This window comes from Prevotella sp. E13-27 (genome assembly GCF_023217965.1).
Lineage (GTDB): Bacteria > Bacteroidota > Bacteroidia > Bacteroidales > Bacteroidaceae > Prevotella.
In genome coordinates this window covers 657,453-680,254 of sequence record NZ_JALPSC010000002.1, presented here as the reverse complement: position 1 = coordinate 680,254, position 22,802 = coordinate 657,453, and the positions used below count along the sequence as shown (strand labels likewise).

Annotated in this window: 24 protein-coding genes; all 24 read right to left on the bottom strand. The window is 48.7% G+C overall.

The annotated features are described in order from the left end of the window. Positions 1 to 85 precede the first annotated feature (85 nt). The 24 genes from M1L52_RS11800 to M1L52_RS11685 all read right to left on the bottom strand — a co-directional run bounded on the left by M1L52_RS11800 (position 86) and on the right by M1L52_RS11685 (position 22,767). Complete coding sequence (locus M1L52_RS11800; protein WP_248615204.1) at positions 86 to 313, bottom strand: acyl carrier protein; 228 nt, start codon at positions 311 to 313, stop codon at positions 86 to 88. Between the two features lie 20 nt (positions 314 to 333). After that, positions 334 to 1,497, bottom strand: a complete 1,164-nt coding sequence (locus M1L52_RS11795; protein WP_248615203.1) for a 1-acyl-sn-glycerol-3-phosphate acyltransferase — start codon at positions 1,495 to 1,497, stop codon at positions 334 to 336. A gap of 27 nt (positions 1,498 to 1,524) precedes the next feature. Then, entirely contained in the window at positions 1,525 to 5,082 is a 3,558-nt protein-coding gene (locus M1L52_RS11790) for a 1-acyl-sn-glycerol-3-phosphate acyltransferase (RefSeq protein WP_248615202.1), read from the bottom strand. 30 nt (positions 5,083 to 5,112) lie between these two features. Next, positions 5,113 to 5,913 carry an alpha/beta hydrolase gene (locus tag M1L52_RS11785; RefSeq protein WP_248615201.1) on the bottom strand — a complete coding sequence of 267 codons (801 nt, stop codon included), beginning with the start codon at positions 5,911 to 5,913 and terminating at the stop codon, positions 5,113 to 5,115. Next, the gene (locus tag M1L52_RS11780; protein WP_248615200.1) at positions 5,910 to 6,944 is read right to left on the bottom strand and encodes a BtrH N-terminal domain-containing protein; all 1,035 of its coding nucleotides are present in this window, start codon (positions 6,942 to 6,944) and stop codon (positions 5,910 to 5,912) included. The genes M1L52_RS11785 and M1L52_RS11780 overlap by 4 nt, the downstream gene beginning before the upstream one ends. Position 6,945: 1 nt before the next feature. After that, positions 6,946 to 7,350, bottom strand: coding sequence for a hypothetical protein (locus M1L52_RS11775; protein ID WP_248615199.1), 405 nt, complete (start codon positions 7,348 to 7,350; stop codon positions 6,946 to 6,948). Between the two features lie 32 nt (positions 7,351 to 7,382). Further along, positions 7,383 to 8,519, bottom strand: coding sequence for a beta-ketoacyl-ACP synthase III (locus M1L52_RS11770; protein WP_248615198.1), 1,137 nt, complete (start codon positions 8,517 to 8,519; stop codon positions 7,383 to 7,385). A gap of 35 nt (positions 8,520 to 8,554) precedes the next feature. Further along, the gene (locus M1L52_RS11765) at positions 8,555 to 9,469 is read right to left on the bottom strand and encodes a flavodoxin family protein (RefSeq protein WP_248615197.1); all 915 of its coding nucleotides are present in this window, start codon (positions 9,467 to 9,469) and stop codon (positions 8,555 to 8,557) included. Positions 9,470 to 9,538: 69 nt separating this feature from the next. Beyond that, a complete protein-coding gene (locus M1L52_RS11760) occupies positions 9,539 to 11,029 on the bottom strand; it encodes a phytoene desaturase family protein (protein ID WP_248615196.1) in 1,491 nt (496 codons plus the stop codon). A gap of 32 nt (positions 11,030 to 11,061) precedes the next feature. Then, complete coding sequence (locus M1L52_RS11755) at positions 11,062 to 12,522, bottom strand: glycosyltransferase (protein WP_248615195.1); 1,461 nt, start codon at positions 12,520 to 12,522, stop codon at positions 11,062 to 11,064. A 50-nt stretch (positions 12,523 to 12,572) separates the two neighbouring features. After that, positions 12,573 to 12,944 (bottom strand): hypothetical protein, encoded by a 372-nt coding sequence (locus M1L52_RS11750; protein WP_248615194.1) that lies wholly within the window; start codon positions 12,942 to 12,944, stop codon positions 12,573 to 12,575. After that, complete coding sequence (locus tag M1L52_RS11745; protein WP_248615193.1) at positions 12,944 to 13,387, bottom strand: hypothetical protein; 444 nt, start codon at positions 13,385 to 13,387, stop codon at positions 12,944 to 12,946. Before M1L52_RS11745 ends, M1L52_RS11750 begins: the two co-directional genes overlap by 1 nt. Next, positions 13,362 to 13,994 carry a LolA family protein gene (locus tag M1L52_RS11740; protein ID WP_248615192.1) on the bottom strand — a complete coding sequence of 211 codons (633 nt, stop codon included), beginning with the start codon at positions 13,992 to 13,994 and terminating at the stop codon, positions 13,362 to 13,364. Before M1L52_RS11740 ends, M1L52_RS11745 begins: the two co-directional genes overlap by 26 nt. A 48-nt stretch (positions 13,995 to 14,042) precedes the next feature. Beyond that, positions 14,043 to 14,396: an EamA family transporter gene (locus tag M1L52_RS11735; RefSeq protein ID WP_248616078.1), complete on the bottom strand. Its 354-nt coding sequence runs from the start codon at positions 14,394 to 14,396 to the stop codon at positions 14,043 to 14,045. Positions 14,397 to 14,414: 18 nt separating this feature from the next. Beyond that, positions 14,415 to 15,455: a beta-ketoacyl synthase chain length factor gene (locus M1L52_RS11730; protein ID WP_248615191.1), complete on the bottom strand. Its 1,041-nt coding sequence runs from the start codon at positions 15,453 to 15,455 to the stop codon at positions 14,415 to 14,417. Between the two features lies 1 nt (position 15,456). Continuing rightward, positions 15,457 to 16,656 carry a beta-ketoacyl-[acyl-carrier-protein] synthase family protein gene (locus M1L52_RS11725; protein ID WP_248615190.1) on the bottom strand — a complete coding sequence of 400 codons (1,200 nt, stop codon included), beginning with the start codon at positions 16,654 to 16,656 and terminating at the stop codon, positions 15,457 to 15,459. A gap of 15 nt (positions 16,657 to 16,671) precedes the next feature. Continuing rightward, positions 16,672 to 16,929, bottom strand: coding sequence for a phosphopantetheine-binding protein (locus tag M1L52_RS11720; RefSeq protein ID WP_248615189.1), 258 nt, complete (start codon positions 16,927 to 16,929; stop codon positions 16,672 to 16,674). A 33-nt stretch (positions 16,930 to 16,962) separates the two neighbouring features. Then, complete coding sequence (locus M1L52_RS11715; protein WP_317231490.1) at positions 16,963 to 18,654, bottom strand: beta-ketoacyl synthase N-terminal-like domain-containing protein; 1,692 nt, start codon at positions 18,652 to 18,654, stop codon at positions 16,963 to 16,965. A 74-nt stretch (positions 18,655 to 18,728) separates the two neighbouring features. After that, on the bottom strand, positions 18,729 to 19,169 hold the full coding sequence (locus tag M1L52_RS11710; protein WP_248615187.1) for an acyl-CoA thioesterase: 441 nt from the start codon (positions 19,167 to 19,169) through the stop codon (positions 18,729 to 18,731). Between the two features lie 19 nt (positions 19,170 to 19,188). Next, a complete protein-coding gene (locus tag M1L52_RS11705; protein ID WP_248615186.1) occupies positions 19,189 to 19,623 on the bottom strand; it encodes a pseudouridylate synthase in 435 nt (144 codons plus the stop codon). Between the two features lie 7 nt (positions 19,624 to 19,630). Beyond that, positions 19,631 to 19,873 carry an acyl carrier protein gene (locus M1L52_RS11700; RefSeq protein WP_248615185.1) on the bottom strand — a complete coding sequence of 81 codons (243 nt, stop codon included), beginning with the start codon at positions 19,871 to 19,873 and terminating at the stop codon, positions 19,631 to 19,633. 35 nt (positions 19,874 to 19,908) lie between these two features. Then, positions 19,909 to 20,787, bottom strand: a complete 879-nt coding sequence (locus tag M1L52_RS11695) for a lysophospholipid acyltransferase family protein (protein ID WP_248615184.1) — start codon at positions 20,785 to 20,787, stop codon at positions 19,909 to 19,911. A gap of 18 nt (positions 20,788 to 20,805) precedes the next feature. Continuing rightward, entirely contained in the window at positions 20,806 to 21,909 is a 1,104-nt protein-coding gene (locus M1L52_RS11690) for a methyltransferase (protein WP_248615183.1), read from the bottom strand. After that, the gene (locus M1L52_RS11685; RefSeq protein WP_248615182.1) at positions 21,910 to 22,767 is read right to left on the bottom strand and encodes a lipid A biosynthesis acyltransferase; all 858 of its coding nucleotides are present in this window, start codon (positions 22,765 to 22,767) and stop codon (positions 21,910 to 21,912) included. Positions 22,768 to 22,802 lie beyond the last annotated feature (35 nt).

Genomic DNA, 22,802 nt, shown 5'->3' with positions numbered 1-22,802 from the left:
AGTTTAGAGTGTATAGTGTAGAGTTTAGAGTTTAGAGTTTGCTACCGCTATAGTATCATTTGTTAAGAGCGTACTACAGCTACAGTTATTTCTTTTCTGCAAGCTTAGTCTCTACCATTTTTACTATGCTGTCGAGCGACTTGAGGTTCTTTGGCGTAGCATCTACGGCCTCGAGCTCAATGTTGTATTCGGCGGCAAGGGTCATGAGGATGGTTGTCACGCCAAGCGAGTCTAACTCGGAGAAGAGGAAATCGGAATCGAAATCTACTAATGGTAAAACATCCTCAAGGAGGGTCTTTATCTTTTCTTTCATATTCTTTTAGTGGTTAGAGGTTAGAGGTGAGGGATGAGAGGTGAGAGGTCAGGGGTGAGATACTTCAGCTTGTTCTTAACGGGGTTGGCATAAATGCCGAGGAGAATGTCTTTCAGCACGCCAAGATCGCTGTCGTAATGGTCGAGCTTGGTGAGATGCTGTTCGAAGGCTGCCTTCTCTTCCTTTGTATAACGGTCAACGAAGCGCTGCTGACCGTAGAGCATGTCGTGAGCAATAAAGTTGTTGGGCCACAGACGGTAGGCACTCTGAATGCGCTCGTCAATGAGCTGTGCCACCTGCTTGTGATAGTCGTTGTTGGTGCTGTCGTTGAACTGGAGGAGCTCCTCACGACGCAGTACAGGACAGAACTGGAAGTGAACACGCCCCTTGGGCTGCAGTATGCCGGTGAGAATGCTGTTAAGGTCCTCGCCAGGCTTCTTGATGTACTTCACGTTCTGGCTCTCGTAAAGCTCGATGGCTTTCAGGATGTCGCACGACTCCCATTCATAGGACACAGACACAGGAGCAATGTGGAGATTGTCGAGTGCAGCTATCTTGTCCTCAGCCAGACTCATGCAGAACATCTTGATGATGCCCTGGTCGGTGAGATCGTTGCCATCCTTGGTGCGGCCGTTGCGCTGAGCTATCCACACAGACTCGTTCTGGTCGCTGATGACGTGGCGGATATATTCAGACAGGTGCATGGAACTCTTGTAGAAGTCCTTGATGCTGCCTCCGGGACGCTCCACTCGGAACATCTTGTTTGACTTGCCAATATCGATGACCAGCGGGTTCATCATCAGGTTGGCGCCAAAGGTTATCTGAGAGGTTCGCAAGCCCATGTCGGCAAGCACGTTCTGAAGCAGAGAGGCATCGAGCATGATGTCACGATGGTTGCTCACGAAGAGATAAGGCACATCCTTCTTCAGGTCCTCGCCACCACCGAAGGTAAACTCGCTGATGCTCTGACGAATAATCTGTTCGTTGACACGATGCATCAGTCCATACTGGAAATCATTGACCGTCTTAAAGCTGAGAAGCAGCTTCTTCACATCATCGAGCGGAAGCTCAGGACAAACATAGGATGCCAACAGGGGCAATACCTGGCTCTCAGCTATGCGCTCCATCGCTGCAGGTATCTCCGCATCGGTATATGGGCGAATGTCTTCGAAATCGTTGTTCATATATATTTATGTTTTTGGTTTATCAATCTAACCTCTCACCTCTTCCACATCTATCACCTTGCTATTGCCAGCGCTCTTCAGCGCAGTCTCAACGCTATCCACACAATATACGCGAAGGTTCGAGGGCTTAGGTTCACAGGCATCGAGAATGGCGGCATCGTCGGCATCGGTAGCATAGGAATGGACTGTCACATCAGGATGGACAAGGGCAAACATTAGCGAGAACTGGCCTCTACCGGCATTGACTATGCTCACCTCTTCAGCATCACAGCTACCGTCAATCCACCTACTGAAATCGTCGAAACGCTTGAGCAATCGGCGTGTCTCCTTCTCTACGCCAATACCCTTGTAGGTGTATTTCGAGATGAGGTAATGATGGAAATAGTGGGTTGTCTCTATCTCACGCTTCATCTGCGCGTAGCGTTCCACATAAATCTCATGGAAGTTGTGGGCCATATCCATAGGCGTTGCACCATAACGGCTCAATTCAGAGGCTGGTATGCGCTTGCCTATCTCAATGGTTACCACACCACGCGAGGCGATGCCACTACCCTTCGGCATCACATGGCCTGCGCCGTGGAGATAGAGCGGCAGAAGGTCGGCATCTGCCAACTGAGCCAGATGGAAGGCTCCACGGTGGAAACGAGCCACATGATCGTCGGTACGACGGCCTTCAGGGAATATCAGCACATTATATCCGTCGGCAACGGCACGGCTTACCTTCTCCTGCAGCACCTCGATAGGAGCGTCGGCATTAATGAAGCGCGACAGGCGGAACATGGTGTTCACTATAGGGTTGCGCCACACCTTTCCACCCACCATAACGATAATCTTAGGGTTAAGCGACAGCACGTAGATAGGGTCAAGCATGGACTGGTGGTTGCAAATCATCACGCTGCCACGGCTGAAGTCCTCGCCTACATCGTTGCGCACATGGAACTTGACGCCCCAGATGTTATTGACATCGGCACGCATTGATTTCTCAATTACACGATGGAACCATGCCTCACGCTTGGCTGCATTCATAGGCACAAGCCTTGACAGAAGGCCGAGAACACAGCCATAACTAAGCTCGAACAGATAGACCACAGCGCTATAGAATGTGCGGACTATATGTTCAATGGTCACAGGTTCAGGACGAGTCTTGCCCTGGTTCCTTACAAGCCATCCGAAGATGAACGGAGGCACTATCCATGCCATCAGCACAACGGTGAGCATGCCCACGATGGTTACCTCGGCCAGCGAGTGGAGAGCAGGATGCTTAGCCACTATGAGCGAGCCAATGCCTATGAACATGATAAGGGCAGAGATAATGATGCTGTTTTTGAACGACGGCAGGAGTTTCTTCTTGTAGGCATACTCGTTGAGGAGTCCGTCGGTAATGAATATTGTATAGTCATCGCCCTGACCGAAGATAAAGGTGGCAAGGATGACATTAACGATATTGAACTGCATGCCAAAGAGATACATCAGTCCCAATATCCACAGCCAGCCCATGGCCATTGGCAGGAACGCCAGAAGGCTAAGCTCCAGTCGGCCGAATGACAGCCAGAGGAACAGGAATACTATGAATCCGCAGGCGAAGCCGATGTAGTTGAAGTCGTCGGAAAGCGACTTGGCTACAGCGCCGTTCATTCCCATGAAGTCGAAGGCATAGACTTTCTCTTCAGCAGAGCTGTTAAGCACAGCCTCAAGATGCTCGCGGTCTTTGTTGCTCGCGTCAATGACATCGACAACAGAACAAGCACCCGTGCTATTGCTGAACGAACTGGTGAGAAGTACAGAACGCACTATGTCGAAATGTTCAAAAGGCTGAGGACTGTAATCGGCAGATACTATCTCGGCAAAGCCCGTGAAAGCATCGTCGCTGAAGCCATACTCAGGAGCACGGCTGCTTATTGACGACAGCACCTGCTGGCGATGTTTAGCCCAGAAATTGTTCCAGAGCTGGAGCCTGTGCTGCTGTTCGTCCATGGAACAGACATAGGTGGTGACATCGGTAAACTTGTTCAGCTGCTGCTGTTGCTTCAGACTGTCAAGAACGGCCGACAGCTGAGCGCGACGACTCAAAGCCTCATCCCACGTATCGCCCTCGGTAACGATATACACATTCGAAGTATCGTTGAGCCCTGCCGATGCCTGCAAATCAGACAACAACGCCTTCTGCTCATCAGTCATGTAATTGATGTGATGCATGTTGGTATCGAAGGAGATGCCGAGGCTGAAATAACCCAAGACGATGGTCAACGCAAAGATTATCCACAACAGCCAACGATGACGCTCAGGCGAGGCTGTAGAGAGCTTGCCAAACGTGAGACGCTCCTCTACTGCTTCAGAGCGTTGCTTTACCAGATGGGGCAAGAAGATGAGCACGAACAGAATGGTGCCCACGAGCATGAAGGCTGCGAAGAGACCAAGGTCGCGCAAGGCTGGCGCATTTAGCGGCATCAAGCTGGCGAAAGCGCCCACGGTGGTAATGTTTCCTATGAGCAGCGGAGCTATCATTTCCTTGAGCACATCGCGAATGGTGCCGCCATGATCGGTGTGGGCAATGAAGTGAAGCGGATAGTTAACGGCAATGCCTATGATGATTGAGCCTATGCCAAGAACTATGAGCGACACATCGCTACGCATAACAGCAATGAAGCCCATGGCGAAGAGCCAACCGAAAATGATGGCGAAGCCTATCAGCAGGAGGTTCTTCACCCTGCGGAACGAGAAGACAAGGAGAGTAAGGATGAGGGTGACAGCAATGGAGATAGCCCACTGGCTGTCGCTCTTAATCTGAACGGCATTGCCCACGGCAATGACTGGCGAGCCTGTTGTAGCTACAGCAACGCCTGGCACAGCCTGCATGGTGAGCGCAGCACAGCTGTCAACATATTCCACGAGCTGGCTGTTGTTGGCCGACTCCATTGAGCCATAAGGCGAGGTAAGCATGACTATGGCATACTTGCGCCCAGGAGTGAAGATATAACCATTCTCTATCTCAAACGGCATTGACGACTGCTTGGACTGCAGACGCTGCATGACAGGAGAGAAAAGTCCCAGAGGGTCATTGGTGATGCTCGACGAGAAGAAGCCCGTGGCAGGCATCATAATCATCTCAACATCGTGAGACAGCTGCTGGTCAACAAATTCTGGAGATACAAGCTGCTGTTCCATGCGCACATAGTCGGAATCGGTGAGCATGAACGGCATGTTCTGATAGATAAAATCGGTTATGCCGGCAATCTTCTCGAAATCCACCTGTGTGGTTATCTCGCTGATGTGGCGCTTGCCATAGCCAGTCTCAATCTTATTGGCAAAGGTATCGACAGCGGCTGTCATCAAGTCCACGTCGGCAGAAGCGCTGTCGGCCATAGAGAACATGGCCACGATGCGCTGACCACCTGTGATGTCCTGATAGAGTGTTATGGCTTTCTGTTCATTGCCGCTGACAGGCAGGAAGTCATAGATATTCTCATTATACTTCAGAGTGGACATCATCACTACAAGTAGTCCTATGAACAGGGTCATGAGTCCCATGCAGAGGCGACGACGTTTCTGAAGATAGTCAAATATGCCAAGGAAGAATTTATGCATCTCTGTTATGCCATTATCATCATTTATTACTTATTTTTCAAACAGTCTCTTTATCCAATCAAGGAACCGCTCCTTCCACTGTATAGCCTCAGGAGTAGTCATCTCTGCCGAAGAGCCGAAGCCATGACCGCCTGTGCGATAGTGCTCATACTGATGAGGAACGCCATGAGCTGTAAGTGCTGAGTCGAGAAGTACTGAATTGTAGTAGTTAACCACAGGGTCGTCATCGCAGTTCATAAGGAAAACAGGCGCACAGTTGTCTGGCACATGGTTTTCAAGCGAGAGCGAGTCTTTCATGCTGCGCTTGGGAAACTCGCCAAGGAGTCCGCGGCGCGAACGCTTATGGGTGCAGGGATGGGTCATGGACACCACAGGATACATGGGCGCAACAAACGAGGGACTCTTCGACGTTCCTGCCAGCTGCTCTGCTGCATGCATTACAAGATGTCCGCCAGCCGAGAAACCCATGCACCCTACCCTCTCAGGACGAATGCCATAGTCGGCAGCATGAGCCCTCACGCTGTCAAGGGTGTTTGACAAATCGTTGAATCCTGCGGGGAAAGTACGGCCTTTAGTCCTCAGGTGATAGGCAAAGGCTCCCCATCCACCATGACTGTACTCAAGGACGAAAGCCGCTATGCCGTTCTGGCAGAGCCATTCGGCAACATAAAAGCCTTCAATCTCCTTGTCGAGCCAGAAGTAGCTTCCGCCCGGGCAAACGATTACTCCTATGCCCAATGGATTCTCCTTCGGTATGTAGGGTGTCAGCTTTGCCGAATAGCCGCTTAACCAACAAATCGCCAGCAAGAATGTTAATAATAATCTATTCACTTTTCAAAACTGTCAACATATTTCTCAAGATCCAAGAAAAACTCACGTTCCATTTCTCCTATCTTCTGAAGCACGTCGCCAAGGTCATCATAGGTATATTTCTCTCCCTCACGCTTCTTGAATATTCTTGATGCCTTGTAGGCGAAATCACGCCACAGGTCGCCAATCTCTGTTATGCGCTTAGAGTAGTCGTTAAATCTGCGTATCCCCGTAATCTCAGAAGCCTCCTGAAGGAAAGCGCCATAGATGAAGCGGAAGCCTGCGCCACCTGTGCCTATCTCTTCGAGCATTCTTATTATCTGTGCAAGGTTAAGCTGTGCACGACGCTTGCCCATGGTCTTCTCCCATGTGCGTATTCTCTGGGAGAGATATATGATGCCATTAGTACCCGCAAACTTGATGAACTTTGGCTGCGAGGTCATGTTACGGCATGTCTTCTTTATCGACTTCAGGATAAGCGGCTTCATGTCGGGCAACTTCTCAGGTACTGAATTTATCCAGTACATCTGTCCCATGAGTGGATAGGTGCCACCTTTGGCGAAACGCACTCTCAACAGGTCCCGGGCGCCTATCGTAACCTTCTGTGTAGCGTTAGAATCAAGCACGGTATAGTCGCCAGTGGTCTCGTCCCTGCCAATGACACAGATATTGTGGCCATTGAAATGGAAACGGTATTCTATTGGCATGTAGGGCAGATAGTACATGCCCACGACACATCCGACAGGAGTATTTTTCTCAAGGATAAGACGGTCAAGGTCGCGCATGGCATGAAGCTTACTAAAATAGCGGCGAGTGGCAGTCTTTATGCCTAGCATCTTCGTTATGCGATTGAACAACACGCCAGGGAAAGTGCGGAAGGCTGTCACAGGCATGCCCGACATCTTAACGAAGGGCATGTGTGTGAAAAACAGTCCACTTGCCAAACCAAAGATCATTGGCTCTGACAAGTGGATTCCATAGTATCTCAAGAGTGTAGAGATGGCACCATTCTCGCAATGTGCCGCCGACTGATGAGTTAAGTTCAGTTCCATTCTAATCGGGTATGCTTTTCAGTTCCTCAACAGAGATGCGCAACACCTCAGCATAAACGCCGAGCGTCTGTTCATCGAGCTTTGCAAATACTTTGGGGTCGAAATGCTTACGGATGGTGCGCTTCGAGTAACCGGAATAGTCTGACAGCAGGTCTATTGGCATGAGGTTCTTCTCAGCATGATATTCCAGCGGACTGCTCTCGCCACGGCGTATCTTCTCGAGTATCTCTTGACATCGCTCATCAACCTCGTCAAGAGCCAGTTCAAGAGCGTCGTTCTTAACCTCCCACCCTACGCTGCTGACAGCACGATAGTGGCCTTCGCTGTCAATGGCATAATCGACATTGCGAACCACATCACTTTCCTTCAGGTATTTTCTGTCTTGGGGAACGTCTTCTACTTTCATAGTATTTATCTATAGGTTTGCCGATATGGCTATTAGCATACTGTCAACAGGCAGTAGCAATAAGAGAAGCGGGCACTCTCGGGTACCATGAGAAGAATCTTCTGTCCCTTCTCCAGTTTGCCAGAGTACAACAGCTCTTCAATCATGGCAAAAGCCGATGCTGATGCGATGTTGCCCACATGAGGCAGGTTAACGAACCATTTCTCCTCAGGAATGTAGTATCCGCGCTCCTTAGACTGTTGCAGGATGACATCCTTGAACATCATCGACGACAGATGAGGCAGGAACCAGTCAACATCCTCTGGCTTCAGGTTGTGCTTCTCGCCCAGCTGGATAAGAAAGTCAATGCCAAGTGGCACGATATACTCTGAAAGCAGACGCGTGTCCTGCTTAACGGCGAAGACCGACTTGTCAAGCCACTCCTGCTCAGGGAACAGCGTCCATCCCTTCAGTTTGCCGTCTGGCTCTTTCTCCGCTCCAGCATACATACAGGTCTCCATCTTGCCGGCAAATGATGTTATCTCAATCCAGTCAACCTTCAGCGACAGACCTGTCTCGTTGGGCTTACCCTCCAGATGAAGGGCGAGAGCACCATCGGAAAGCATCCAGCGAAGGAACTCCTTCTGGAAAGCGAGCATGGGCTGCTGCTCCAACTGAGCCAGCTGCTCCGACTCTTTCTGGAAATAAGATGCATGCATCCAAGCCGACGCGCGCTCAGAAGCTGACACCACGGCATTCTTCGACATGCCGAGCTCTACTGCCATACAAGCATACTTCAATGCGTCAACGCCAGTACAGCATGAGCCTGCAAACGACACCACCTCGATATTCTTGCTGCCACCAAGCTCGCCATGAACCATCACACCATGTGAAGGAACAATCTGTTCAGGCGATGCAGTGCCACATGACAACAGGTCAACATCGTCAAGAGAGAAATGCTCATCAAAGAGTCCGCGAACAGCATTTGCCGCCATCTGGACATTTGTATGGGTAACATTTCCCTGCTTGTCGAATGCATAGTATCGCTGCTTGATACCATTGCGCCTGAGGACAATTCGTCGGGCTTTAGATGGTTTTCCGTCAACCATGCCAAGATAGCTTTCCATATCGTCATTCTCTACCGGCTCATTTGGAAAGAACTTGGCTACCTTTGTTATATATACGTTCATTTATCTTATATTGATTATGTTCTAATCAGTTATTTCTATGCTACAATCTCTACGCTTGTTGTATTTAACTCTATGCAACGGATAAGTCGCGTAGAACAGAAGCTGTCCGAAGGGAGACACCACAAAAGGACAAAGATAAGATAATAGAAGAAAAGAGTCTCACGCAGGCGTCTGCGATTATCATCAATATCACCCTTTTTTATTATAAACTTCGCCCATAGTCCAAACATCCTGTGTCCGGCTTTCTCAAGGAACAATACTGACGGCTTATAGTCTATTGCGCCACTAGCCAACAGCTTATCCTGAAGATGCGAAAGCGTTGAATCATTTTTCCACTCGTTCAATATCACATCGCCGAAACGTGATGCTTCATTTATGTCGTTCTGAGTGATGCCTGCTTGTGGGAAGAAACGTGTTGCTTCTTTCTTACCGTTCAAAAGCCATCTCGTAATTGTAAGAGCACTAATCAAGTTCTGAACCTTATCTTGCAAAACGATGTGTCCCACAAAAATAGCTCCAATATCTTCAAGTAAGGCTTTAATCTTGCGACTTGTCATCAGCCACATGTTTCTGCAGGCATTGACAAAGACAACTTTGCGTCCGCTAAGGTAGCTTTTGACATTTTTATCAGCCAAAAACGACTGCAGGGGCATTGATGGGGAAAGGAACCAAGACTGTCCGACTATCATCACCAAGTCGGCATCTAGAACGTCAGAGAAATCCATTTCCGCTATGTCAGAAATCACTATTCCGAGGCGCGTCTCTGGGAACACAGAGAAGAACTCTGACCTACTCCATGGATACGGATATTTGCGCACGGATACGATAGGCTTAAACACCACGCTATTGTTTCCCGTCCCGTCAGCACTCTCTATTATTGGGGCACAGATAGAGCGAGCCACTTCAAGTGCCTGTCCCGTCTGTGAATAATAGAAAACTGCTATCTTCATCTTACCTCTCGCTCGGCGCGTAGCGACGTTTTGCTTGCAAAGAACCTCTCACTTCTTACCTCTTACCTCTCATTTCTTTGCCTCGTCCAACTGCCTGAAGATTTCATCACGCGTAAGAAGCTCAGAACATGTCAGCAAACTGCCTGCAAGAACGCCAAGCATACCGTGAAGAGTTATGCACTGACCAGTAAGCAGCAAATTAGGAATGCGTGTACGACAAGAAACGTTTCCCGAGCCAATGATGTTCACATCTTTCACTACTCCATACATGGCGCCTCCAGGTATTCCTGTATAGTCAAGATATGTAAGTGGTGTTGACGTGTAATATTTCTCGATATTGTCTTTTATTCCAGGCACCTCTTCGTTCAAGGCATCAATGAGCTGCTCGGCCTTCTCACGCTTGAACGCTTCATAGTCTGCACCCCTGTTGCCTACATGAGTACCAAGCCACTGGCGGGTGTCATCGAAGTTCATGTATGTCAGAATCTCGCCTGCCCTTGCAAACACAGGATTCTGCTTATGACAGAAGTGCATGTAAAGCATGCTCTTAGGCCACGACTTACTGTCATAGTCCTGACAGCCCCAGGTAGAACCTTCACGATAGTAATACAGGTTACTGTCCATATACTTAACACTATTCTCACGGAATTTCAGATAAACGGTAAATGCCGACGTGGTGTTACGATAGCTCTCGATTCTGTGTCGCGAAGCAGGTCGAATGAGATGGCTATCAACAAGTGCCAGCGTGCTGGCAGGATGAATAGCGCTGACAACAACATCAGCAGGAATGCGTTCGCCCTCAGAGGTGATTACGGCCTTAGCCTCAGTAGCATCGCACTCTATTTTCTCCACGCGGGTTCTAAGGAGCACCTTGCCTCCATGTTTTCGTATATTGTCTGCAAGTGAATCGGCAACGACGCTGCTTCCACCCACGATACGGAATGCGCTTTGGTCGTAGAAGTCAACAATCAGCGCATGATTGCTGAACGGAGTACAGTTCTTCTCGCCAGCATAAAGCGGCGAAACTCCGACAAGCACCTCCCTTAGCAGAGGGTCGCTGATAATGCTGTCAATAATCTCGTTAACACTCTTCGAGAGATACTCCGAATAGACGTTGAGGTCTGCGTCTTTATTCAACGAGTGCATGGGCGACGATGCAGAAACGAGTTTCACAAGGTCATAATATCTGTTCAGCTCGTCGGCACTCTTTGGGAAGTGCTCAGTAAGAGCCTTGACAAACTCCTCACGTCCGTTAGCCATGCGATAGTGCTCTCCCTTAAACGAGATGATGTCATAACCTTGGGGATCCAGACGCGAGAGCTTTATGTCTTTGTCAACGTCCAAGTAATGCAGAATGGTGTGTAGCGTCTGACCTTTGTCGCCGCTTCCGATATAGTGCATTCCTGTGTCAAACACAGCATCGCCACGACGGAAACATTGCAGGCAACCGCCAATCTGGCTGCCCTGCTCAAGAACAGTCACTTCGAAACCGTTCTTTGCAAGTATAGCGCCACATGACAAGCCGCCTAATCCGCTACCTATGATAACACACTTCTTCATTCTACTTTATCACATTGAACCTTTTAACTTCATTACATTATTACATTGACGCTCTTGGCTTCATTATACTTATCGACATACATAGCATGCAGCTTCTTCGTCATCTCGCGATATCCGCCACAATCATCACGGCTTATGCGTGGCATCACTTCCACAGACATGTTGCCAGGATGCAGGCTGAAGCCTTTCTTTGGGAGCACGTCGCCAAAGCCTTTTATGAAAACAGGTATGATGTCCAAGCCCAATTGTTCTGCAAGATAGAATGCTCCGCGATGGAAGCGCAATATGCGGCAGTCGGCAGAGCGTGTTCCCTCAGGGAATATCATTACTGAATAACCTTTCTTCACCATTCCGGCAATGTTTTCAGTCATCTCTTCCGCCTCGCTTACAGGGAAGAAATCGGCATATCTGATGATAAGTCCGTAAAACGGATTGTGCCACACCCAGTTCTTAGTAAGAATAATAAGGTTTGGCGCAAGCATCATTATTGCCATGAGGTCAAGGTGTGACTGATGATTGCTCACTATGACAGCAGGCTTCTCGAACGTTTCCCCTGTTTCGTTGATATATTCAAATGTTGTTCCAGGCACACGGTTGATAACGAACCGAGCTCTTTTCTGCAATATCTTGTGATACTTTCTCTTATGCTCGTCAGTAGCGCCGCCAACAGTAATAAGGAAGAATCCTACGATGGTCAGCTCTAATGCCATGAACAGAAAATAGCAGAAAGAGAAAATGGTATAAGCCACTCTCTTCAGCCATCGGAAGATGATGCGTGGATAGCCGTAAACCAATGCTAGGATGCACAGCACAGTATTGAGCACACTTATCCTTGCGAAGTCGTATCCTGGACGGAAATGGCTCACACGTTCCTCTACAGGAGGATAATATACTCTTACTGGAACAGACGTTATCTTTACTCCAGCCCATGCTGCATAGACCATCAGCTCAAGTTCCGACTCATAGCGCGATGTTATGAGGCTTAACCCATGCAGCGCGTTTAAGGCATACAGCCTATATCCGCTCTGAGTGTCAGAAAGGTTTATACCTGTCTGCAGTCTGAACCAGAAGTTTGAGAAGCGGTTTGCAAAGGTATTACCTTTTGGCATATTCTCCTCATTAAGATTGCGTGCCCCGACGATTATCCCTTCAGGATTATTCTCCAGCTCCTTTATTAGCACAGGTATGTCATCGGCAAAGTGCTGTCCGTCGGCATCAATGGTCACGGCATGAGTATAGCCTTTCTCCATTGCCCTTCTGAAGCCTGCTACGAGAGCTCCGCCCTTGCCTTTATTCTTACCGTAAGAGACGACGTCAATCCTTGACTTAAAGCCCTCAAGAACTGCTGAGGTATTGTCAGTACAGCCATCATTGACCACAATAACATGCTGACAATGTGAGCATACATCTTCCACGACTTTACCTATCGTTCCGGCATTGTTATATGTCGGAATGATAACACAGAGTCGTATTTCTTTCTTTTGTATGCTCATTGGTGGATAATCTAATTATCTCTAACCTCTCACCTCTAACTTCTCACATCTTACCTCACAACCTCACAAAACGTCAACGACATCTTTGCAAACTGGTTCTCCTCGTCTTCCACGAAAATCTGAGCCTTCAGTCGTCCCTCGTCATTTATCATCTTTGAGAACACGAATGTAGGCTCGTCGTTAGGAACAACGGGCTTCTTGAACTTTATGCTTCCTGCCTTGCACAACAGCAGATCTTTGCCATACTGCTGTGAAAGAATCTCTGATGCCATCTGCACCAGACACACGCCTGGGGTTATGGGGTTGCCTGGGAAGTGTACCTTGTAAAGCGCATGGTCAGCATTGAGCTTAACCTTACATCTATAGACGCCTTCCTCTGTCTTGGCATCAACAATATTGAAAAAGTCGTTTATCAGTTTCATTATTTGCTATCCATTGGGGTAAGCGTATAGCTTATCTTAAACCTGTCGTTTCTCATCACTATGTCGCCATCAGGTGTCACCGTGAGACGTCTTTTCTTTTTCTTCACGTCCCCACTCTTCTTCATGTTCGAAAGCAGGAAAGTGAAGTCGCCTTTCAACACCTTGCGTATATACCATTTGTTCAGTGGGCCTATGACATTGAACACCTTGGCCTTTCCGTTGGCAAAAGTGAAATCAAATGCCTTTATTCCGAACTCATTGACCACAGTGCCGACAATGCTGCCGTCAGCAGCAGTCTCCATCACACAGATACTGGTAATCTCCATTCCTCTTACCAGCATCAGCATGTTATACTCAGCACTCTCCGTGCTGTCGTCAGCTGCCATGCATGGAAGGAATGAGATGAGCGCCAGCAGGCTAATCAATGCTAAACGTGCTGTCATTGATTGCAGGATTAATCTTCACGTTATTGAGCTTGACGGTAGTAACATCGCCCGTCTTCTCCTTCATCTTCACACCGCTAACCATTGTCAGCGACTCATTGAAATATATTTCTATGACCTCATAGACCTGTTTCAGTTCCTTCTTCTTTGGATAGAGCCTTGCGAAGTATGTCTGATTGTCCTTGTAAACCTCAACCGTAAAGTCGGCAGCACTTTTCAGACCGCCGCCTGTTATGCTATTCAGGATAATGCTCGTTATCTGACGGAACATCTTGTTCTTCTGCACATCAATCTTCTGTGTCGTCTTTGTTGACTTCATGCTCACCTTGTCACCATTCATGAGGAACGTGTAATCATAAGGAGCAGTATATTGCCAGCGCAGCTTGTCTGGCTGCTTGAAATACATAACGCCCTGCGACTTCATCTCGCGCTTCAGCATCTTCATGCTCTTTGTCTGTGAGAACTCACACTGCATTGCCTTGACGCTTGAAGCAGACTTGTCCATCTTCTCAATGAGCTGTTTCTGCTGTTCTGCATTCAGCTTCGTCTGAGCAATAATGCCCAGAGAGAAGAGAAATGCCAGAGAGGCTATCACCATTCTTTTCATTTTAGTCGTAATTTAGTTTTCTTGATTATAGACAAGACAGGAGCATCGTTATTTAGCTATCAGCACACATCCGCTCATGACGAGGAACACTCCTATCCATCGTGTCATTGGTATCTGCTCGTGGAAGAATATGATTGCGGCAAACATACCAAAGACATAACTCAGGCTAATCATAGGATAAGCCATGCTGAGAGGAAAGTTCTTAACGATATACATCCACAGCACCGATCCGGCTCCGTAGCATAGTCCGCAACTGAAGAACTGCCAGTTGAAAAGCAGGCGTCCGAAATATCCCCATGACATGGAGAAATCGCCAGCCTTCATCAGTCCATACTTCATCAACACCTGTCCGCCAGAGAGGAGCATGCACTGGAGAATTGATATGGGTAACAGTTTCAGTATCACGATATATATATATGTCTATTTAATTCTCTTCAATAATACAACCGAATACTCACGTCCATTCATCTGGTTGAGTATGAGAACCGTCTCCAAGTCATCACACTTACACGGACTCTTCTCTGAATACATAAACGCTGGCACGACGTTCTTCTTCAGGCAGTTTGCAGCAGCATAGACGCCGAAGGCTGATGCTGTGAAGTTCTCGCCAAAGACATTCTTGAACTGTAGTTGTGACTTCTTCGCAAACACATCTTCAAGAACATCCGCATAACAATCATCGTTCTTCGGATTACCATTGATACCCGTCATCACAGCACTAACATCATCCATCGTAAGACCATTATCAGCGAGCAGGCGGTCTATCTGAGTCTTAAGCGTCTCTACTGACGTAACATTGCAAACCCTTACGCCAGCGAACTCACACAGGCTCTCGTCATGTTTCTCTGTGTTCAGCATCATCGCCACAGCCACCTCACTACAAGGCACCATGCGTTCTGCCGAAACGTAGCCAGTCTTCTTAAGCAACTCAACGTAGGATTCGACCATTTCCTCATGGCCTCCCACAAGAGACGTGGTTATCTTTCCCAGCTGCATCTGCATCCATGCGTCAAGCAATGCCAGGTCGAAGCTCATGCTTCCATGCGAATAGGTTGTATTATATCCGTGCGACTTAGTGTAGATGCCGAGTGCCGAACCAACAGTATTATGTGTTGACTGCATGAAATGTGTAGGACTGAGAGTCTCCTCGTCGTTCTCCACCATGTCTGTGAGGAAGCGCTCCGTATAGTCAAGACTGCCGAGGCTTGTGCCAGTAATAATAGCATCTGGATGCTCTATGCCTGTATCCTTGAGGACCTTCAGCGTTGTCACGAGGGCACGCTTCATGAGGTTTCCCATGCGTCGGGCCTCATTGGCTGCCATATAGTCGCGGAACGACGGATTGACGGCTTTCACAAACACCTCGTCATAAGCCATGGGCTCTTCCATCCATTGCTCAGACATTGGCTGCTGCATTGAAATCTGCTGCGCTGCCTGTATGTAAATATTCTTCTGTTTCATGTTAAGCATCGCATTTAGATAATATCAGCGAGGAATCATTTCCTCCAAAGCCGAAAGCATTGCTGAGCACATGCTTCAGTTCCATGTTTACATCCTCAGTCACAGGAACGATGCCGTTCTCCATTGGAGTACGCCAGTTGATGTTCTTAGGCAGGAACTGATGTTCCATAGCGAGCATGCAGATAACTGCCTCAATGCTGCCCGATGCGCTCGTGGTATGACCAGTAAAAGACTTTGTTGATGATACTGGAGGTACATCGTTGCCGAAGACGCGCATGATAGCTTGGCTCTCACTCTCGTCGTTGTTCGGAGTTCCTGTGCCGTGAGCATTGATATACTGTATGTCAGCAGGCTTCAGTCCAGCCATCTCAAGAGCTTCTGTCATAGCAAGGAATGCTCCTTCGCCGTCAGCCGACGAGGCTGTCTGGTGGAATGCGTCGCACGCATTACCATAGCCGCTAAGCCTGCACAGAGCCTTCACGCCACGCTGGCGTATAGAACGTTCCGACTCCATCACGAGATAGGCAGCACCCTCGCCGAGGTTCAGTCCAGCACGGTCGCGGTCGAAAGGCTTACACTGTTCGCGATCAAGAATCATCAGCGTATTGAAGCCATTAAGATGGAACTTCGACAGACACTCTGAACCTCCCACTACCACGATGTCAGCCAGTCCACAACGCAGCATGTTTGCGCCAGTCTCAATGGCATTAGTAGCCGATGAGCAGGCTGTAGATAGTGTTGACAGCGAAGCGAAGTCGCCAAACTGCTCTGCAATCATCTCCGTACAAGAAGCACAACTGTGAACAGCTATCTCTGCATGCAGGGCATCGCACTCCGGCTCCTGATTACGGAACTCCTCGCGACGATCCATACCTCCTACAGTAGTAGCAGAGATAAAATGCACGTTTGGCAGGTCGGCTCTGTTAAGTTCTGCCTGCTCAAGAGCCTCGCGCAGGGCAAGTCGTCCGATGAGGGCCGTTCGTGTAAGGCGCACGTCATTGTCAACGCCAAGCATCTCCATCATCTCAGCATTACTGCGCTGCACCTCTCCTACTGGTATATCGTCGTGTTTCGACGACAGGTAAGTCATCTTCCTCACGCCTGTGACACCAGCCTTGAGCGAAGCCATTGTCTCATCTTTTCCGATGCCAATGGCTGAAACGACGCCTGCACCAGTGATATATATCGGCTCAATCATCATCGGTGGTGTTTGCAGTTATTTCGTACGGTTCTCTGAAATGAACTTAGCCATCACATTGACAGACTTAAACACTTCCTTGCCCTTGCTGGGATCCTTCAGCTTGATGCCGTATTTCTTCTCGATGAGCACAATCAGCTCAAGGGCATCAATGGAATCGAGGCCAAGACCGCTTCCGAACAGTGGCTCGTCAGCATCGATATCTTCTGGGGTAACATCCTCAAGGTTGAGTGCCTCAATAATCTCTTTCTTTAACTCTAATACTAATTCTTCCATATTATCTTAGTTTTTATTATTCAAAAAGATGAATCAATTCTTGTTTTCCAATATAAAGATGTCGGCTTCGAAATGGCTGTCGTCCTGATAGTCAATCCAGCCGCCAACAATACTCTTTGTCTTTCCGTCGCCAAATGTTGCTTTCATAACCTTCTCTGTCTGCTCGTCATCACGTCTGTCAGTGATATAGAACGATGTCTCGCCACGATACTGGTTACGCATGGCTATCTCGCCCGTAACTATATTGGGCAGTGTATATACGAAGACTGAAGGGCTGGGGAAATAGTCATCATCATTGACTATTGACTCCAGATATTTGTCGTCAGCATCTATCGACGATGAGTTGTTTATTAGTACCACGGCTCTGTCGTCGCGTGGCTCTTGCGTTCTGGCGCCTTCCTTGTTCAGCAACAGTTCCGTTGCCATGAAGCCAAGCTTACATAGCCCGTCCATCTTGTAGAACTTAGGATAGTCGCCCACATATTTCTTATATAAAGCGGTGAGCTTTCTTGGTTCATCACAGGGAAGCTGTTCTGTCACTCCGTCAACAGTCAGATGTGTTGGTGTAAGATGCACGGAATGTGTCTTCACCAAGCCAGTCGAGATATTCCTTGCTGTTGTTGAGGGCTCTGTTGCTCCACGACTTACGAACACAGCTCCGTTACATCCTCCGAAGCCGGAAATCATTTTTATGAAGCTATGCTTGTCAGTAGGCTTGTTCTCAGCAGAAAGGAGAACCTTTCCTGACACGCCTCGCTCTTCAAATCCTCTTGTGCCCACGATAGTATGGTCATCGACAGCAGCCATAGAGACGATTGTCTCCAACAGGCCCGCTGCTCCGAGTGTGTGTCCGAACACTCCCTTCAGCCCATTCACTGGTATGGAGTTCAGTCCGGCACGCTCTATGGCTACCGACTCCATCTGGTCGTTGAACATGGTGGCAGTACCATGGGCGTTGATGAACGCCACGTCGTCAATGTTCCTTTGGCCAACTGTTGCCTCAAGTGTGAGTCGTGCGCCCTCGCCATTCTTCGATGGTGAGCTTATGTGGAACGCATCATTCCTCACTGCCCCACTCTCTATGACCCATGCCTCTGACGGTGTGGTGCTGTCGGCACGCTTCACAATCATCGTTGCTGCTGCCTCTCCAAGGTTCAGTCCGAGACGCTCTATGTCAAACGGACGACACTCGTCTTCAGACACGGCTTTCAACGACTGGAAGCCCGAGACCGTGAACTTGTTCTGCACATCGGCTCCGCAGATTATTGCCTTGTCGTAGTAGCCAGCATCTATCATTCGCATGGCTGTCACCATGGCTGCAACACCAGAGATACAGGCGTTGCACACCACTATAGGCTCTGTCTTTACTCCTAATCGTTCAGCTATTCGCTTTGCTGCAGTAGCAGGTCCGCACAACAGGTCTTCATCAGCGTTGCCCTTGAGCAGTTCCACGTTCGCCTTAGTGGTGCTGAGCACGAACAGCGTCCTCTCGTCGGAAATATTGATATCCACGCTCTCCAAAGCTCTCGTTGCTGAGGTATAGACCAGCGACTCAAAACGTGTGAGCCCCTCCACAGCATACTCTTTCAGCTGTTCGTCAGTAAAGAGCGAAGCCGTGAACGGTTCTGGTATGCCCCACTTCTTCTCATAACGGCACAGGGCAGACCTGCCTGCATTCACGGCACGGTAGTTCTCCTCAGTAGTACCGCCCAAGGGGGTAATCACATTATTTGAAAGACAGAGAATCATTTCAGAGGTTAGAGGTTAGAGGTGAGAACTGAGAGGTGAGAGGTGAGAGGTTAGATATTCCAGCGTTTTTTCCAATTTTGATAGAACTCTGGCGACTCCCAAACGAGCTGGTAGTCTTTGTCCATGAACACCTGAACGCTGTGACCTGTCACCATAAGCTCTCCGTTGGCCGAGTCGCGAATCTCATAGTCGAACACTATCTTCGCGGCCTCTGTAGGCCTGTAAATGATGTCTATCGTTGGTGTCATGCCATAGCGCAGAGGCTGCTTGTACTGAAAGTTCAGTTCCACTATAGGTGCGAAGAAGCCGTTTGTCTCTATGAGCTCGTAGCCCAAGTCAAACTTCTTGCCGAAGAATTCACGCGCATCCTCGAAATACTTTGCGTAAGCCCCATGCCACACCACTCTCATGGCATCAATCTCACTGAACCTTATTTTGAAATCCAGCGACGCCTTAAGTGTGCTTTCCTGCTGAGCTTCCTTTCTGCGCATGGTAATTAACAATACGGTCTTATTCTTTCGACTCTATGTCTGTCAGAGCAATCTTTATTCTGGCGGTGGCAACAGTCTCGTCACCAACTTTCGACGACACATCGGCAAGAGTAAGATGAAACACTTCCTCAACGATGTGTACCGTAGTGAGCATAACCTCTCCGCAGCGTGGCTGGCGCAAGATGTTACAGTCGCGTATGTCACCAATGAATCCAATCTTCACTGACTCCTTGCGCATCTGGTTGATACAGCCCATTCGTGCAGCACACGACTGTGCCATGTTCTCTATTATTCCAGCAGGCGCCAGCTTCATGTCGTCAAGGAAGATGTTGTCCTCACGTATGGTAAACTCCGCTACGGCATCCACCTCATCGCAACTCAACACCCTGTCCACCATTACGAATGGCGGGCGCTGGGGTATAAGATTGGTTATAGGTGTATCTTTCCAGTCCATCCTGCTGTTATGCTATCTGTGTCTCGATATAGTCGTAGAACTGTGCCAGGGTCTTAACCTTTGCCATGTCCTGTGCCTTAATCTTGAAGCCGAAGTTTTTCTCCACGATTACCACGATATCTACATAGTCGAGGCTGTCAATACCCATGTCCTCCTTAAGCAGTGCCTCAGGGAAGATGTTTTCTTCCTCAATCTCGAGATCATCAATAAGGAATGCCTTTACTTTCTCTTCAATTTCTGTTCTTGTCATGACTTAAAAATTTATTTAGTTTATAATTATGTTTCCTATTGTGCCCAGAAGTCAAAATAGTTGTACCACTGAGCCGGATAGCGCTTCACCATACGCTCGAGTTCTGCCACATAGGCATCGGCCAGCTGGTCTATCTGCGCTTTCCTCGAAGCCTCCTTGTCGTAGTTAAGAGGGGTTACATATATCTTGTAGCGTGTGAACGACTCTTTCATCACGTTCACAGCCAGCACGTCAACGCCTCTCAGCGCTGCCACCTGAAACGGTCCCATAGGCAGATGTGCTTCCTTGCCCAACACGTTTTTCGAAACGAACTTCTGTGAACCCCAGATGCGGTCGGCAGGTATGCTCACCGTCTCTCCATTCTCCAATGCGCTGTTGATGGCAAACAGGTGACTCATGTCGCTCATTATGGGAATCATCTTAATGTTCGCGTGCGAAAACATCTTATTTCTGTTATCCATAACCTCCTGTTTCTCACCAAAATACACCAGAGCATTAAAAGGCTTACTTTCTGCTACCAACGAGTAGCCTGCTATCTCGTAGTTGCCTATGTGAGAACTCAGCTGCACGAAACCTTCAGGCTTTGCAGCTAGGCTAAGGAAGTTGTCATATCCTTCAAGTTCAATGTCGAAATTATGTCCTGCAAACATTGCGAACTTGTCTATCACCGCCTGCGAGAAGAGGCAGTGGTTCTTGTATGCCATGTAAAAAGAGCGCACCTTAGAATAGCCAAAACGCTGACGGAAGAAACGGTAGGCATGTCCGAAGCCAGGCTTGAACATCGTAGGCGGAACAATGAACAGGAAGGTGATGGCATAGATGATCCTCATGTCAATGACACGAAGCAGTCCTATGAGCCAACGGTGCATTAGTCCGTTGCCGTAGGTCGTTCCCTTCCATTCCTTCTCTGCCATAGCTTGCTGTCCCCTCTCCTACGCTTTCTTCACAACCACGATGGAGTGTCCCTGTCCTAAGTTGTCGTGTATCTTCTCCACCTTGAGCCCAGCGTCATTTATACATTGTTCCAGGTCCTTGGTATTATACATCTTACTGTTACCATTGGCTATGGCTGTGAAATACAGGCTTGTCATCGTCAGACAGAATGCTGCTGGCTCAAAGCGCTGGCGATCCCACAGCGTCTCCATAATATATATACGCGTATTGTCAGTCATTGCCGCCTTGGCGCGTGTCAGTATGCTTACAATCTCCTCCATGCTGAAGCAGTCGAGGAACTGGCTCATCCATATCGCGTCTAGCTGTCCGTCGTACTTCGGGAAATAGGCCTCCTTGTCCAGCAGGTTTATTCCATATCCGCTGATGCGGTCGGCACCCTCATGCCCCTTTATGTTCTCCTCCATCATCTTTATCTGCTGAGGGAGGTCGAGTATTGTCACTTTCACGTCCTTGCTGTAGGCCACGCATTGCTTAGCCCACTTGCCGGTATTGCCGCCCACGTCGTAGAGTGTTCTCACCTTATGCTCATCGAAGATTACCTTCAGAGCCTCTGGGAACGATGAGTCGCTATAGAAATGGTCGAAGCCGAACCAGCTTTTCTGCACATGAGGCGGCAGCTGCGACAAGCCCTCATAGACAGTGGGCCAGTCGCCGAAATGGCGCAGTCCCTCAGGCTTTCCGTTGAGCAGCGACTCCTCAAGACGGAACATTCCCTCGTAGTTCACATCGTGATTGAAGTCAATGTTCACGCGTGTGGCAGGGTCGTTCAGCAGGAACCATCCTGTCTTTGAAATCGTGAACCTGTCAGTATCCACGTCCACAAGGATGGTGCCTATGCAGAGCGATGCCTCCAACAGGCATTTCACTGCATATTCCGACAGTCCTGTTGCTTCCACGATTTCCTCCTGTGTGAGTCCGTTGTTTGAGTCGCGAATCATGTCGAGGATTCCATACTTCACCATCAGGCGCGAAGCCTGAAACGCTATTGGTCCCCATGCGATAAACTCCGCCATTCGCTGTGCCTCTCGCGCGTTGAACGGCTCCTTGGTGTATCGCTTTTTCAGATCAGAAGATAAGTTCATTTATTTTTTTATAAAAAGGTCAGAATAGTTGAACCATTGTAAAGGATATATTTCCAAAAGTCTTTCTATCTCAGCCATATAAGCATCGGCAATTTGCTGTCGCTGCTGTGCTTTTGGCAGCGAGGAGTCATAGTGCAGCGGAGTAAAATAGGCTGTGTATGACCCGTCGCGCTCTTTCATTGCGCTTGCCATGATGACGCTTATGCCGCATGTCGTAGCCAGCGAGAACGGTCCCTTTGCCAGCTTCACCTGACTGCCGTGGAGCGTTGCCGTGAGCATCTTGTGCTCGTTGATGAACCTGTCGGCAAAGGCGCTCACTATCTCTCCGTTGTCAAGAGCGCGCACTATGTCGTCGCTATGCGAATCTTCCGTTCCCACAGGAATCATCTTTATATTCATGTCGCCAAACGATGCCTGGCGATAGCCCATGAGCGACTGTTTCTCTCCGCCATAGACGAGCACGTTGCACGTCTTATTTACATGAAGCGAATAGCCGAGTATCTCGCTACAGCCTATGTGGGCGCTCAGCTGCAGGAACGAGTCCTTGCCTTCTACCAGCGCCTCATATTGCTCCAGCCCCTTATAGTTAATGGTGAACTTATGTCCTGCATACATGGCAAACTTGTCTATGACGGTCTGTCCGAATACATAGTGGTTGCCATAAGTGGCGCGCAGGGCTTTCCACCATCCGTAGCCTCTCCGCTTGCGGAAATAGCTGAACGTGAGCCGTGCCCCGCTGCTGAACACCATTGTAACAGGAATCACGCACACAGCCATGAACACATAGAACACCTTTATGTTCAGGATTCTCAACATGAAGATGAGCATCCTGTACAGTCTGGCGTTGCCATATGTCATTCCGGCGTGAGACATTACTGAGAGGTGAGAACTGA